Annotated in this window: 14 protein-coding genes; 9 read left to right on the top strand and 5 right to left on the bottom strand. The window is 67.5% G+C overall.

Annotated features, from left to right (window positions below; all coding sequences use genetic code 11):
* From ACXJLU_RS15105 to ACXJLU_RS15095, 3 genes are all read left to right on the top strand, one after another.
* Window positions 1-1,220: DUF58 domain-containing protein (locus ACXJLU_RS15105; protein WP_457332221.1), on the top strand; the 1,220-nt coding region annotated here is incomplete at its 5' end.
* A gap of 107 nt (window positions 1,221-1,327) precedes the next feature.
* Window positions 1,328-1,894, top strand: a complete 567-nt coding sequence (locus ACXJLU_RS15100; protein WP_457332219.1) for a DUF805 domain-containing protein — start codon at window positions 1,328-1,330, stop codon at window positions 1,892-1,894.
* 2 nt (window positions 1,895-1,896) lie between these two features.
* The gene (locus ACXJLU_RS15095; protein ID WP_457332217.1) at window positions 1,897-2,472 is read left to right on the top strand and encodes a cob(I)yrinic acid a,c-diamide adenosyltransferase; all 576 of its coding nucleotides are present in this window, start codon (window positions 1,897-1,899) and stop codon (window positions 2,470-2,472) included.
* A 9-nt stretch (window positions 2,473-2,481) separates the two neighbouring features.
* On the opposite strand, the gene ACXJLU_RS15090 is transcribed toward ACXJLU_RS15095, so the two are convergent.
* Both ACXJLU_RS15090 and ACXJLU_RS15085 read right to left on the bottom strand, forming a co-directional pair.
* Window positions 2,482-2,766, bottom strand: coding sequence for an EF-hand domain-containing protein (locus ACXJLU_RS15090; protein WP_457332215.1), 285 nt, complete (start codon window positions 2,764-2,766; stop codon window positions 2,482-2,484).
* A 141-nt stretch (window positions 2,767-2,907) separates the two neighbouring features.
* The gene (locus ACXJLU_RS15085) at window positions 2,908-4,026 is read right to left on the bottom strand and encodes a 3-deoxy-7-phosphoheptulonate synthase (RefSeq protein WP_457332213.1); all 1,119 of its coding nucleotides are present in this window, start codon (window positions 4,024-4,026) and stop codon (window positions 2,908-2,910) included.
* Between the two features lie 320 nt (window positions 4,027-4,346).
* On the opposite strand from ACXJLU_RS15085, the gene ACXJLU_RS15080 reads away from it, so the two are divergent.
* Window positions 4,347-5,132, top strand: coding sequence for a fumarylacetoacetate hydrolase family protein (locus ACXJLU_RS15080; RefSeq protein ID WP_457332211.1), 786 nt, complete (start codon window positions 4,347-4,349; stop codon window positions 5,130-5,132).
* 273 nt (window positions 5,133-5,405) lie between these two features.
* The gene (locus tag ACXJLU_RS15075; protein WP_457332209.1) at window positions 5,406-6,926 is read left to right on the top strand and encodes a hypothetical protein; all 1,521 of its coding nucleotides are present in this window, start codon (window positions 5,406-5,408) and stop codon (window positions 6,924-6,926) included.
* Window positions 6,927-6,978: 52 nt separating this feature from the next.
* On the opposite strand, the gene tldD is transcribed toward ACXJLU_RS15075, so the two are convergent.
* Window positions 6,979-8,454: a metalloprotease TldD gene (gene tldD / locus ACXJLU_RS15070; RefSeq protein ID WP_073462615.1), complete on the bottom strand. Its 1,476-nt coding sequence runs from the start codon at window positions 8,452-8,454 to the stop codon at window positions 6,979-6,981.
* Window positions 8,455-8,634: 180 nt separating this feature from the next.
* Between tldD and ACXJLU_RS15065 the strand changes: the two genes are divergently transcribed.
* Window positions 8,635-9,342, top strand: coding sequence for a hypothetical protein (locus ACXJLU_RS15065; RefSeq protein ID WP_457332207.1), 708 nt, complete (start codon window positions 8,635-8,637; stop codon window positions 9,340-9,342).
* A gap of 2 nt (window positions 9,343-9,344) precedes the next feature.
* Here the strand turns inward: ACXJLU_RS15065 and rsmI are convergent, their stop codons facing one another.
* Complete coding sequence (rsmI, locus tag ACXJLU_RS15060) at window positions 9,345-10,250, bottom strand: 16S rRNA (cytidine(1402)-2'-O)-methyltransferase (RefSeq protein ID WP_457332206.1); 906 nt, start codon at window positions 10,248-10,250, stop codon at window positions 9,345-9,347.
* A gap of 1 nt (window position 10,251) precedes the next feature.
* On the opposite strand from rsmI, the gene ACXJLU_RS15055 reads away from it, so the two are divergent.
* Genes ACXJLU_RS15055 through ACXJLU_RS15045 form a run of 3 tightly spaced genes read left to right on the top strand, consistent with a single transcriptional unit; the run spans window position 10,252 to window position 11,941 of the window.
* Complete coding sequence (locus ACXJLU_RS15055; protein WP_457332204.1) at window positions 10,252-10,623, top strand: YraN family protein; 372 nt, start codon at window positions 10,252-10,254, stop codon at window positions 10,621-10,623.
* A gap of 59 nt (window positions 10,624-10,682) precedes the next feature.
* Window positions 10,683-11,279, top strand: coding sequence for a phosphoheptose isomerase (locus ACXJLU_RS15050; protein WP_073462611.1), 597 nt, complete (start codon window positions 10,683-10,685; stop codon window positions 11,277-11,279).
* A complete protein-coding gene (locus ACXJLU_RS15045; RefSeq protein ID WP_457332201.1) occupies window positions 11,276-11,941 on the top strand; it encodes a BON domain-containing protein in 666 nt (221 codons plus the stop codon). Before ACXJLU_RS15050 ends, ACXJLU_RS15045 begins: the two co-directional genes overlap by 4 nt.
* 6 nt (window positions 11,942-11,947) lie before the next feature.
* On the opposite strand, the gene ACXJLU_RS15040 is transcribed toward ACXJLU_RS15045, so the two are convergent.
* Window positions 11,948-12,841, bottom strand: coding sequence for an NAD(P)-dependent oxidoreductase (locus ACXJLU_RS15040; RefSeq protein WP_457332199.1), 894 nt, complete (start codon window positions 12,839-12,841; stop codon window positions 11,948-11,950).
* Window positions 12,842-12,854: the final 13 nt, after the last annotated feature.

Raw genomic sequence — 12,854 nt, 5'->3', positions numbered from 1 at the left:
GGGGCTGGGCGCTGGCCGACCTGTGGCACACGCGGCGCAGCTGGGCGCGCACGCCGCTGCGGCTCGAGCGGCGCTTGCCGCAGGCGCTGGCGCTCGGCGTGCCGCGCGAGCTGGTGCTCAACGTCGCCAACCCGGCGACGCTCGCGTGGCGCGGCACGGTGTTCGACGAACCCGACGGCACGCTCGATTTCGACGGGCTGCCGCGCGCGTTCAAGCTGCCGGCGCGCCGGCGCATCGAGTTGCGCTACCGCGTGACGCCGCGCCGGCGCGGCCCGGTGCGCTTTGGCGGCACGCAGCTGCGGCTGCGCTCGCGCGGCGGCAGCTTCGAGTGGCTGCATCTGCTGGGCGAGCCGCAGGTGCTGCACGTGTACCCGAACTTCGCGGCGGTCGCGCGCTATGCCTGGCTGGCCGGCGACCGGCGGCTGTCGCAGATCGGCATCAAGACCTATGCGCAGCGCGGCGAAGGCACCGACTTCAAGCAGCTCGCCGACTACCAGAGCGGCGACCCGGTGCGCCACATCGACTGGAAGGCGACGCTGCGCCATGGCCGGCCGATCGTGCGGCAGTTCCAGGACGAGCGCGACCAGTGCGTGCTGTTCCTGCTCGACTGCGGCCGGCGCATGCGGGCCGACGAGGGCGCGCTGAGCGCCGACGGCGGCCACTTCGACCAGGCGCTGAACGCGCTGATGCTGCTGACCCACGTCGCGCTGAAAGAGGGCGACGAGGTCGGCGCGATCACCTTCGGCCATGCGCCGGGCCAGCAGCGCCGCTTCGCGCCGCGCAAGGGCGCGGTGACGCTGAACGCGATGATGGCGCGGCTGTACGACATCGAGCCCGGCACCGACCACTCCGACTACCTCGAGGCGGCGCGCGACGTGATGAAGTTGCAGCGCAAGCGGGCGCTGGTGATCATGCTGACGAACTTCCGCGACGAGGATGCGGCCGAGCTGGCCCCGGCGCTGAAGCTGATGCGCACGCGCCACCTGGTGCTGGTGGCCAGCCTGCGCGAGCGGGTGCTGCGCGAGCTGGCGGGCCAGCCGCTGGGCGTGGCCGAGCGGGCGGTCGAGGTGGCCGGCGCGCACTGGTTCGAGCAGGGGCGACGCGATGCCTTCCGGCGCGTGACCGGGCAGGACGCGCTGTCGGTGGACGTGGAGCCGCGCGACCTGCCGGTGGCGCTGGTGAATCGGTATCACGCGGTGAAGCGGTCGCGGCTGCTGTAGGGGCGGTCCACCCAACAGGGGTGCTATGCGCCGCGCGGAGGCTCCGCTACGATGGCCGCGCCGAACCCCGGCCCACGACATCACACCATCCCGAGGAGAACCATCCCATGGCCACTGCCAACCCTTCCGCCAATCCCTACCAGCCGCCGCGCGCGGCCGTTGCCGACATCGACCGCGCGTCGGGCGAAGTGCAGGAGATCAACCTGTGGTCGGCGCGCGGACGCATCGGCCGCCTGCGCTACCTCGCCTACCTCGGCGCGAGCTACCTGCTGCTGCTGCCGGTGTTCCTCGTGGCCGGCCTGGTCATGGCCCTGACGAATTCGCCGTTCGTGGCGGTGGCGATCTACATCGTGGTCGGCATCGTGTACCTCATCTGGAGCGTGATGATGATGATCCAGCGCACGCACGACATGGGCTGGACCGGCTGGGCGGTGCTGCTCGCGATCATTCCCTTCGTCGCGTTGATCTGGTTCTTCAAGGCGGGCACGCCCGGCACCAACGAATACGGCGCGCCTCCCCCGCCGAACAGCCGCTCGGTGAAGATCCTGGCCTGGGTGTTCCCGGCCTTCTTCGTGCTCGGCATCCTGGCCGCGATCGCGCTGCCGGCCTACCAGAGCTACGTGATGCGGGCCAAGGCCTCGCAGATGCAGGTCACGCCGCCGGCGCAGCCCTGAGCATGGCGAACCGGCTCACCCAGATCGCCACCCGCACCGGTGACGACGGCACCACAGGCCTCGGCGACGGCACGCGGGTGCCGAAGGACCACCTGCGGGTGCAGGCGATGGGCGATGTCGACGAGCTGAACTCGACGCTCGGCGTGCTGCTCGCCGAGCCGCTGCCCGGTGACGTGCGCGAGCTGCTGGTCGTGATCCAGCACGAGCTGTTCAACCTCGGCGGCGAGCTGTCGATCCCCCGCTACGAGCTGCTGAAGGCCGATGCGGTGCTGCGGCTCGACGAGGCGCTGGCGCATCACAACGCCGTGCTGCCGCGCCTGAAGGAGTTCATCCTGCCGGCGGGCACGCGCAGTGCGGCGGTCGCGCACGTGGGACGCACCGTCGCGCGGCGGGCCGAGCGCGCGGTGGTGGCGCTGGCCGCGCACGAGGCGGTGCGGGCCGAGCCGCGGCAGTACCTGAACCGGCTCAGCGACCTGCTGTTCGTGCTGGCGCGCGTGCTGAACCGGGCCAACCTCGATGGTCTCGGCGGCGACGATGTGTACTGGCGCAGCGAGCGGCTGGCGAGAGACGCGGACTGAGCGGCTCGGTCAGGGCGCCGAGTAGTAGCCGACCGCGAACTCGGCCAGCGTGAGCTGCCCATCGTGGTCCACATCGAGCTTGTCGAACATCGCGGCGATGGCGGGCAGGCGCTCGGCCTCTTCGCGCGACAGCTTGCCGTCGCCGTTCACGTCGACGCGGGTGAACACCGCCTCCATCGCGGTCTTGTCCTTGGCCGACGGCTCGGCCGCCAGCGTCAGGGCGGAGGCCAGCAGCGCCGCGCCGCCCAGGGTCACGGCCAGCAGGCTGCTGCGAATGCGGTGCGGCGTGGTCATGGCGTGCCCCTGGCAAGTGGATCGAACCGGCATTGCACCCGATCCCGGGCGCCGAGGCCAGTCTTCTTGCCTCGGCTTACCCGCGCTACATCTGGGTGACCGCCTTTACATGCGCAGACGCCCCGTGCACCCTCAGGCCACTCAGCCGCGGCGCGCCTTCACCGACTGGTGCAGCACGTCGAGCACCGTCAGCGAATCGTCCCAGCCGATGCAGGCGTCGGTGATGCTCTGGCCGTAGGCGAGCTGGGCCGGATCGTCCTTGCCGGCGCTGAACTTCTGCGCGCCGGCCTGCAGGTGGCTCTCGACCATCACGCCGAAGATGCGGCGGCTGCCACCGGCGACCTGGCCGGCGATGTCGCGCGCGACGTCGATCTGGCGCTCGTGCTGCTTGCTGCTGTTGGCATGCGAGCAATCGACCATCAGCGACGGGTTCAGCTTCGCGGCCTCGAGGTCCTTGCAGGCGGCCTCCACGTGCACTGCGTCGTAGTTCGGCGTCTTGCCGCCGCGCAGGATCACGTGGCAATCGGGGTTGCCGCGCGTCTCGACGATCGCGACCTGGCCGTTCTTGTGCACCGACAGGAAGTGGTGCGCGCGGGCCGCGGCCTGGATCGCGTCGGTGGCGATGCGGATGTTGCCGTCGGTGCCGTTCTTGAAGCCGATCGGTGCCGACAGGCCCGAGGCAAGCTCGCGGTGCACCTGGCTTTCGGTGGTGCGTGCGCCGATCGCGCCCCACGAGATCAGGTCGCCGATGTACTGCGGCGAGATCACGTCGAGGAACTCGCTGCCGGCCGGCATGCCCAGGCGGTTGATCTCGGTCAGCAGCTGGCGCGCGATGCGCAGGCCTTCGTCGATGCGGTAGCTCTCGTCGAGGTAGGGGTCGTTGATCAGGCCCTTCCAGCCGACGGTGGTGCGCGGCTTCTCGAAGTAGACGCGCATCACGATCTCGAGCGTGCCGGCGTATTTTTCGCGCTGCACGCGCAGCTTGCGGGCGTAGTCGACGGCGGCGACCGGGTCGTGGATCGAGCAGGGGCCCATCACGACGAGCAGGCGGTCGTCGCGGCCGGCGACGATGTTCTTGATGCGCTGGCGGGTGTCGGCGATCAGCGTTTCGGCGGCCGTGCCGCGGATCGGGAAGAAGCGAACCAGGTGTTCGGGCGGGGGCAGCGGAGTCACGTCCTGGATCCTTTCGTCGTCGGTCTGGCCTGTCTTGTCGATGGGCGCATACCAACCCTCCGTGGCGCTGGCGGACTTGGCATTCATGGGCGTGATCTCCTGCTGGGATGGGACGATGAAACTTCGGGAGGGCAAAAAAAAACCGCCGGGGGAGCCCGGCGGTTTGGTGAGTCTTTGCGTTTGTGTCTTACAGCCTACGCGCTGACCTCTCCTCCGCCGGGCGGTGCGAGAACCAAAAGTAGGCAAAGAAGTAGGACGGGACGAAACGCATGGGCGCGAATGTAGCACGGGCTCCGGACGGGCCGTCAAGCTCCTTTTTGCGCACAGGTGTTTGCCGTCGGCGGCAAATTGACAGCACCGCGCGGGCGCGGGTCAATCACGGGTTCACCACAAGACAGGAGACAAGCATGGACCGACGACACCTGATTTCCACCGGCGCCTTGGTGGGCCTGGGCACCGTGGCCGGCTGCGCCACCGACAGCCGCGCGGCCGGCGGCGCGAAGACCGCGTTCGACGTGCCGCAGCCGACGCTGCCGGTGGTCGGCAGCGCCGAGCTGTTCCCGGTGCGGCGCATCTACTGCATCGGCCGCAACTACGCGGCGCATGCGCGCGAGATGGGCTCGGACCCGAGCCGCGAGCCGCCGTTCTTCTTCCAGAAGCCGAGCGATGCGGTGCAATTCGTCGCGCCCGGCAGCACCGGCGAGCACCCGTACCCGCCGCTGACGAAGAACTACCACTACGAGATCGAACTGGTCGCGGCGCTGCACCGGAGCGGGCGCAACGTGCCGCCGGAGCAGGCGCTCGATCTGGTCTACGGCTACGCGATCGGGCTCGACATGACGCGCCGCGACCTGCAGCGCGCGATGGGCGACGAGAAGAAGCCGTGGGAGATCGGCAAGAGCTTCGACCGCTCGGCACCGATCGGGCCGATCCACCGCGTGGCGCAGACCGGGCACTTCACGCAGGGGTCGATCACGCTGAAGGTGAACGGCCAGCTGAAGCAGAACGCCGACCTGAAGCAGATGATCTGGAGCGTGGCCGAGCAGATCAGCAAGCTGTCGCAGGCCTTCGAGCTGAAGCCGGGCGACATCATCTTCAGCGGCACGCCGGAGAACGTCGGGCCGGTGGTGCCGGGGGATGTGATGCAGGGGGAGATCGCGGGCTTGCCGGTGTTGAGCGTGCGGGTGGTGTAAAGAGGCAAGAGGGGGAACCGCGCCGGGCGTGTCGTTACCAATGCAGGCAGGCGAGCAGACGCCTGCTGCAGCGACAGCGACACCTCCGGACAGGAACCGACCATGAGTGGGCATACCTCAGGCAAACCCAGCTTGCCTCGCGCGTCACTGAAGAGCGTCCGCACCCGCGATGCGAGATGCACGGGACCTGATAAGAAGGCCACGCCTCGGATGACGCAGGAGAGGGCGGAGGCCACATTGGTCTCGCTGGGTCTGCAATCGCCACGGCGGCCCATGATCGAACCTCAATCCGACGAGCTGTTGACACAGCAGCGCCAGGACGAGGAAGCGCTGTTGCGCGCGATCGAAGCTGCGATGGCGCGCAATGACGATGCCTCTGCCGAAGCGCTGCGCCTGCAATTGAAAGCGGTGCAGCAGCAGGGCGTCGCGTTGCGGGAGAGGCTCGCGTCGACGACGCCCGGAACGGTGGAACAGCTGCGGGCCTGCCGGCAACAGCTCGACAGGGAGCTTGAAACCGCGGGTCCACTGAAGGACGAGCTCCAGGCCGCCAGGGACTACGTGCAGGCGCTGGAGACCCGCATCGAGGCCTCTGCAGCCAGAGTGGAGTACCTCGCGAAGAAGGTTGACGCGCTACTTGCGCCGGCCCCGCACAAGCCCGAGATGAAGCACGGAACGCTCTCGGACGTGGCGTTACTCAGGCGATGCGATATCGAGAGTCATCAGCAGTCGGGACGAGTCTGGCATTCGCAGTCACTCATCAACGCAGGGCCGCAATGGCTCGTCAATCAGGAGAGAACCATGAAATCCGGAATCGAAAAGTCATCTCGTTCGGGGAAGCGCGAGAAGCACGGTGCCACGGTTGACGAGAAGAAGCCTGAGCACAAGAGCCGCGTCAAAGACAGCCAGCGAAAGGCTCGTCAAACCTTGAATCTGACGGGTGGGCAAGACGACTATGTCATTCCATCGACGCCGCTTGACAAGGGCCGTGCCACGGTTGATTTCTCGTCTTCCAACTCAAGCTCCGTCTTGCCGACGTACGCGGATCGGAAAGAGCATGACCCACGAAGGACGTGGAGTCCGAGATCGCCAGGTCAGACGCCGAGGGGAAAGCCAAGCATCCAGAAGCAGATGCCGACGCTGGGCAGCGGTCGCAACGTCCACGAAGTCATTCGGGAACTCGTAGGATCGGTGAAAGATGCTTCCGAAGAACAGATCCGCAAGGCGCTCGAACACCTGGGTGTCATGGTTGGAAGCGATCTCAATCTGAAAAGTGCCGTGCAGGACTACAAGAGAAAGGCACAAGCGGCAAGACGCGAAATGGGCAATCTGGAACAGCGCGCGATTGACATGGAAGAGCAGGCGGCCGTTCTGCAGAAACTCAGCGAAGGCGGAATCGCACAATGCGAGAAGGCAATTGTCGAGTTGAATGCAGAGCTCGAGCGCCGAGCGATGACCTCTGTCGAGTATGGCCAAGTTGAGGAGGCCACGACTTCGTTCGGAGAGGGGACCTTCGGGGGAGCTACGCTGAAACTGACAGAGCTGATCGACGAGTTGACCCGTGCAGACGAGAAGGCGGAAGCCGAGACTCGTGAGAAGCAGCGTGCCGACAGTGTCCGGAACGTGCTTCCGTCCAAACCGGTCGCTGCGGTCGAAACGGGAACAGCGTCGCCCGACAAGATCGAACGCAAGGTCGCTGAGCACAAGAGTCGAGTAGAGCAGCTCAAAGCGCTTCTCGTGGATGCGCAAGCCAAGCTGGAGAAGTGGGACGGCATGGCCAACGCCACCAACCTATAGCAAGAGCTGGCCAGTCGCCCGCACCACCAAGCGCCTCGCCGTGCTGGTTTGCTCAGGCCGTCCCGCCCACCGTCATCTTGTCGATGCGCAAGGTGGGCTGCCCGACCCCCACCGGCACGCTCTGCCCTTCCTTGCCGCACACGCCGACGCCGGTGTCGAGCTTCATGTCGTTGCCGATCATGCTGACGCGGGTCAGCGCGTCGGGACCGTTGCCGATGATGGTGGCGCCCTTCACCGGGTACTGGATCTTGCCGTTCTCGACCCAGAAGGCCTCTGACGCGGAGAACACGAACTTGCCGCTGGTGATGTCGACCTGGCCGCCGCCGAAGTTGGTGGCGTACAGCCCGCGCTTCAGGCCGGCGATGATCTCTTCCTTGGGCTTGTCGCCGCCGAGCATGTAGGTGTTGGTCATGCGCGGCATCGGCACCGCGGCGTAGCTCTCGCGGCGGCCGTTGCCGGTCGGGGCGACACCCATCAGGCGGGCATTCATCGAGTCCTGGATGTAGCCCTTCAGGATGCCGTCCTCGATCAGCACGTTGCGCTGCGTTGCGTTGCCTTCATCGTCGACGTTCAGCGAGCCGCGGCGGTCGGGAATCGTGCCGTCGTCGAGCACGGTCACGCCCTTGGCCGCCACGCGCTGGCCGATGCGGCCGCTGAACGCGCTCGAGCCCTTGCGGTTGAAGTCGCCCTCGAGCCCGTGGCCGATGGCCTCGTGCAGCAGCACGCCGGGCCAGCCCGGGCCGAGCACGACGCTCATCTCGCCGGCCTTGGCCGGGCGCGATTCGAGGTTGGTGAGGGCCGCCTTGACGGCATCGTTCACATAGCTCTCGATGATGTTGTCGTGGAAGTAGCCGAGCCCGAAGCGGCCGCCGCCGCCGCCGGAGCCGACTTCGCGGCGCACCTCGCCGGCGATGGTCTGCTCGGCGATCACGGTGACCGACAGGCGCACCAGCGGGCGCACGTCGGCGGCCAGCGTGCCGTCGGCGCGTGCCACCAGCACCACGTCGTACTCGGCGGCGATGCCGGCCATCACCTGCTTGATGCGCGGGTCCTTGGAGCGGGCGAGCTTCTCGACGCGCTCCAGCAGCGCGACCTTCTGCGTGCTGTCGAGCGTGGCGATCGGGTCCATCGGCGCGTAGAGCACGCGGCTGCCGGCGATCTTCGGCGCGCCGCCGATCTTGACCGTGCGGCTCTGGCCGGCCGCGGCGATGGTGCGCACGGTGGCGGCTGCATCGAGCAGCGCCGCCTCGGAGATGTCGTCGGAGTACGCGAAGGCGGTCTTCTCGCCGGCCACCGCGCGCACGCCGACGCCCTGGTCGATGCCGAAGCTGCCGCTCTTCACGATGCCTTCTTCCAGGCTCCAGCCTTCGCTGCGCGTGTACTGGAAGTAGAGGTCGGCGTCGTCGATGCGGTGCGTCGCGATGGCCTGCAGGGCCTTCGAGAGCGTGGCATCGGTCAGGCCGAAGGGTTCGAGCAGCAGCGAGCGGGCGACGGCCAGTCGTTCGATGGTGGGTTCGCGCGAGATCATGGCGGCGGCTCCTGTGGGGTGGTGGGGCATTCTAGGAGGAGGCGAAAGGCACGACGGTAAGAAGGGACCGGTGCAAAGGGAACCGGAAAGAGGAACGCTGTCACTCAGCGTTCGATGTGAGCGGGATGTTCGTCAAGGACGGCGCTCACGCAACTCCCACCCATTTCAGGAGCCAGCACGATGGAAGGCACTCAATCGCCACGCGGAACGAGGATCACTCCAGATACTTCGCCGAGAACGAAAAAAGAGGAACGCAAGAGCAGGCAATCCATTCCGAAGATTCGCGAGAAATCTGCGAAGAGCATCCCGAACCTGAAAGACTGTGTGCGGTTGACCCCGGAGCAGTCGGGGGCCTGGGACAGAGGCGACTTGAATTTCGGCCTGTTGACTCCCAAGCAACAGCAGCAGGTCAAGGACTATGAAAAGAAGTTGCCGCGGGAGGTGACTGCTGGGGCCGACGCGGAAAAAACCCCGAGAAAAGAACCAGCCGACCTAAAGCTGTCATCTGGCAAGGGCGTCCAAAGTGGCACACGGAAAGTGCTTCCAAGCTCGCAAGAGCACGCACCCTCGACACCGAAGGGCAAATCGAGCCCGAGGATCAAGACCCGGAGTCGGACGCCCGGCGTTGTCATACCTGAGCAGATGGAAATCTTGACGGCGGAGCTGAATGAGCCGGTCGATGAGCGCTTGGAACAAAAGATCCACTTTCAACGAGAGAAGATTGGCGGGCTCAAACAGCAACTCAAAGCGGAGGAAGGTCGTCTGAGCCTGCTTCGGCAAAAGCGAGATGCGCTGGCGGCCAAGGCGAAAGAGATCGGTGACACAAGCTCATCCACCGGCGCCAGTGCGCTTGTCCACAAATTGTCGTATCAGCGCCGCCAGCAGTAGCGTTATTCAAGTTCGCGTTTCAATCGCAGCGCATGCTCGTAGAGCACATTGCGGGCTTGCCCCGTCAGGCTGGCCGCGAGCGACACGGCCTGCTTGAGGGGCAACTCCGCGAGCAGCGTCTGCAACGTCGCGGTGGCGCGGGCTTCATCATCGCCGCTGCTCACCGCCTGGCCATGGAGCACCAGCACGAACTCGCCCCGCACACGGTTGGCATCCGCGGCAAGCCACGCCGGCAGTTGGTCGGCCGGCATCGTCGCGACGTTTTCGAACTGCTTCGTCAGTTCGCGGCACACGGTCAGCGGCCGCGCACCGCACGCGCCGGCCAAGGCGGTAGCCAATGCCTCGATGCGATGCGGCGCCTCGAACAGCACTTGCGCCGACGCACGCGCTGCCACGGCGGCCAGTGCACGTTGCCGCTCAGCGCCCTTCGCCGGCAGGAACCCGACGAACTCGAAGCCGCCGGTGATGGTGTCCCCCGCCACGCTCAACGCGACCAACGCGCTGCTGGCACCCGGAAGAGGAACACACCGATGACCCGCCGCCTGCGCCGCAGCGACCAGCACCGCGCCCGGGTCGCTCACCGCCGGCGTCCCCGCATCGCTCACATACGCCACCCGCTCGCCGCGCCCCAGCCGCGCCACCACCGCCTGCGCCGCTTCGCGCTCGTTGTGCTCGTGCACCGCCAGCAGCGGCTTGTCGAGCCCGAGGTGCCGCATCAGCTGCGCGCTGTGCCGCGTGTCTTCGCAGGCCACCGCGTCGACCAGCGACAGCACGTGGATCGCGCGCAAGGTGATGTCGGCCAGGTTGCCGATCGGCGTCGCGACGACGTACAGCGCGCCGGCGGGATACTGCTGTGCCCCCGCCGCGGCCTCGGCCGCCTTCAGCAACAACGATGAATCCAGGGTCACGATGGTCCAGACGACGAAGGAGGTGGGAGACGACGGCGAGGCACGGGCGCTCGCGCACCTGCTGCGCCACGGCCTCGTGCTGGTGCGGCGCAATTATCGGGTCGCCGCCGGCCCGCGCGCCCGCGGGGGTGAAGTCGACCTGATCCTGCGCGATCGCGACGGCACGCTGGTGTTCGTCGAGGTGCGCACCCGCGCCCGGCTCGGCCATGGCGGTGCGGCGGCGAGCGTCGGGGCCGTCAAGCAGCGTCGTGTCATCTTCGCGGCGCATCATTTCCTGCGCACGTACCCGACGCTGCCGCCCTGCCGCTTCGACGTCGTGGCCATCGACGGCGAGCAGCTCGAATGGCTGCGCGCGGCTTTCGATGCAGGTTGAGCGGGCAATCACACCCCTCGGAACCAAGCTGGTGCACCCGTGTCATATGATCCATGCCCATGCTCGAACAACGAATCCAGCAACAGTTCTTCGACAGCGCCGACCTGAAGTACGCGGCCGCTGAAATCCTCTCCCGTCCGATTGCCGATGCCGTCAGTGCCGTGGTCGGCTGCATCACCGCCGGCGGCAAGGTGCTGGCCTGCGGCAACGGCGGCTCCGCCAGCGACGCCCAGCACTTCGCCGCCGAGTTCATCGGCCGCTTCGAGCGCGAACGCCCGGGCCTCGCCGCGATCGCGTTGACGACCGACTCCTCGATCCTCACGGCGATCGGCAACGATTACGATTTCAACGTGATCTTCTCGAAGCAGGTGCAGGCGCTCGGCGCCCCCGGCGACGTGTTGATCGCGATCACCACCAGCGGCAACTCCGCCAACGTGCTGGCCGCCGTCGAGGCGGCCCACGCGAAGGAGATGACCGTGGTCGCGCTGACCGGCCGCGGCGGCGGCAAGATGGCGGCCGAACTCACCGAAACCGACGTCCACATCTGCGTGCCGCACGAACGCACTGCGCGCATCCAGGAAGTTCACATCCTCGCGCTGCATTGCCTGTGCGACGCGGTCGATCTGCAATTGCTGGGTGAACAGGAAAACACATGAAGCTTCTCGTCTCTCGCCTCTCTCCCTTCACCATCGTCGTCGCGGCGGTCGTCGCCGCTGCCAGCCTGTCCGGCTGCGCCGCCCTCTTCATCGGCGGCGCGATGGTCGGCGGCACACTGGTCGCCACCGACCGCCGCACCTCCGGCGCGCAGCTCGAAGACCAGTCGATCGAACTGAAGGCCGGCAAGCGGATCGCCGAGGTCACCGATCAACAGAAGTCGCGCGTCAGCGTCACCAGCTACAACCGCATGGTGCTGCTGACCGGCGAGGTGCAGACCGACACCGAGAAGGCCGCCGTCGAACAGGCCGTGACGCAGCTCGAGAACGTGCGCACCGTCGTCAACGAGGTCTCGCTGGCCGGCAGCAACACCTTCAGCCGCAGCGGCGCGAGCGATGCGCTGCTCACCAGCAAGGTCAAGGCGACGCTGATCGATGCGCGCGACGTGATGGCCAATGCCTTCAAGGTGGTCACCGAGCGCGGCACCGTCTACCTGATGGGCATCGTCACGCAGCGCGAGGCCGACCGCGCGACCGACCTGGCGCGCAGCATCAGCGGCGTGCAGAAGGTGGTGCGGGTGTTCGAGGTCGTCACCGAAGACGAACTGGCCCGGCTGCGTCCGGCCGAACCGCCGAAGCCCGCCAGCTCGTCGAACAAGCCCTGAACGGGCTTACTTCAGCCTCGTGATGAGGCTCGAGGTGTCCCAGCGCTGGCCGCCGGTGGCCTGCACGTCGGCATAGAACTGGTCGACCAGCGCGGTGACCGGCAGCCGCGCGCCGTTGCGCTTGGCCTCGTCGAGCACCAGGCCCAGGTCCTTGCGCATCCAGTCGACCGCGAAGCCGAAATCGAACTTGCCGTCGATCATCGTCGGCCCGCGGTTGTCCATCTGCCAGCTCTGCGCGGCGCCCTTGCCGATCACGCCGAGCACGGCCTTCATGTCGAGCCCGGCCTTCTGGCCGAACGCGACCGCCTCGGCCAAGCCCTGCACGAGCCCGGCGATGCAGATCTGGTTCACCATCTTCGCCAGCTGGCCGGCACCGCTCTCGCCGAGCAGCGTGACGGCCTTGGCAAAGGCCATCGCGACCGGCTGGGCCTTCGCGAACGCGGCAGCGTCGCCACCGCACATCACGGTCAGCGCGCCGTTGATCGCGCCCAGATTGCCGCCGGACACCGGCGCATCGATGAAGCGCAGGCCGAGCGCGCGGGCCGCCACGTCGAGCTCGCGCGCCACCTCGGCCGACGCGGTGGTGTGGTCGACGAAGATCGCGCCCGGCTTCATGCCGGCGAAGGCGCCGTCGGGCCCGGTCGTCACCGCGCGCAGGTCGTCATCGTTGCCGACGCAGGCGAACACCAGGTCGGCGCCGGCCACCGCGGCTTTCGGGGTGGGAGCGCTCGCGCCGCCGTACTCCTTCGCCCACTGCGCCGCCTTGGCCGCGGTGCGGTTGTAGACGGTCACGCGGTGCCCGGCGCGGGCCAGGTGCCCGGCCATCGGGTGGCCCATCACGCCCAGGCCCAGAAAGGCCACGGTCTGCGCGGCAATCGGCTCGTAGGTCTTGGTGCTCATCGCGGGCGTGTCC

The sequence above is a fragment of the Rhizobacter sp. P5_C2 genome, assembly GCF_054049715.1.
Note: the sequence above shows the minus strand (reverse complement) of the source record. Positions and strands in the feature narration are given on the sequence as shown.

Bases quoted from the DNA above. Each gene is read 5' to 3' on its own strand.
- ACXJLU_RS15100 (WP_457332219.1), top strand. From the start codon at position 1,328: ATGGCCACTGCCAACCCTTCCGCCAATCCCTACCAGCCGCCGCGCGCG.
- ACXJLU_RS15095 (WP_457332217.1), top strand. From the start codon at position 1,897: ATGGCGAACCGGCTCACCCAGATCGCCACCCGCACCGGTGACGACGGC.
- ACXJLU_RS15090 (WP_457332215.1), bottom strand. From the start codon at position 2,766: ATGACCACGCCGCACCGCATTCGCAGCAGCCTGCTGGCCGTGACCCTG.
- ACXJLU_RS15085 (WP_457332213.1), bottom strand. From the start codon at position 4,026: ATGAATGCCAAGTCCGCCAGCGCCACGGAGGGTTGGTATGCGCCCATC.
- ACXJLU_RS15080 (WP_457332211.1), top strand. From the start codon at position 4,347: ATGGACCGACGACACCTGATTTCCACCGGCGCCTTGGTGGGCCTGGGC.
- ACXJLU_RS15075 (WP_457332209.1), top strand. From the start codon at position 5,406: ATGATCGAACCTCAATCCGACGAGCTGTTGACACAGCAGCGCCAGGAC.
- tldD (WP_073462615.1), bottom strand. From the start codon at position 8,454: ATGATCTCGCGCGAACCCACCATCGAACGACTGGCCGTCGCCCGCTCG.
- ACXJLU_RS15065 (WP_457332207.1), top strand. From the start codon at position 8,635: ATGGAAGGCACTCAATCGCCACGCGGAACGAGGATCACTCCAGATACT.
- ACXJLU_RS15055 (WP_457332204.1), top strand. From the start codon at position 10,252: ATGGTCCAGACGACGAAGGAGGTGGGAGACGACGGCGAGGCACGGGCG.
- ACXJLU_RS15050 (WP_073462611.1), top strand. From the start codon at position 10,683: ATGCTCGAACAACGAATCCAGCAACAGTTCTTCGACAGCGCCGACCTG.
- ACXJLU_RS15045 (WP_457332201.1), top strand. From the start codon at position 11,276: ATGAAGCTTCTCGTCTCTCGCCTCTCTCCCTTCACCATCGTCGTCGCG.
- ACXJLU_RS15040 (WP_457332199.1), bottom strand. From the start codon at position 12,841: ATGAGCACCAAGACCTACGAGCCGATTGCCGCGCAGACCGTGGCCTTT.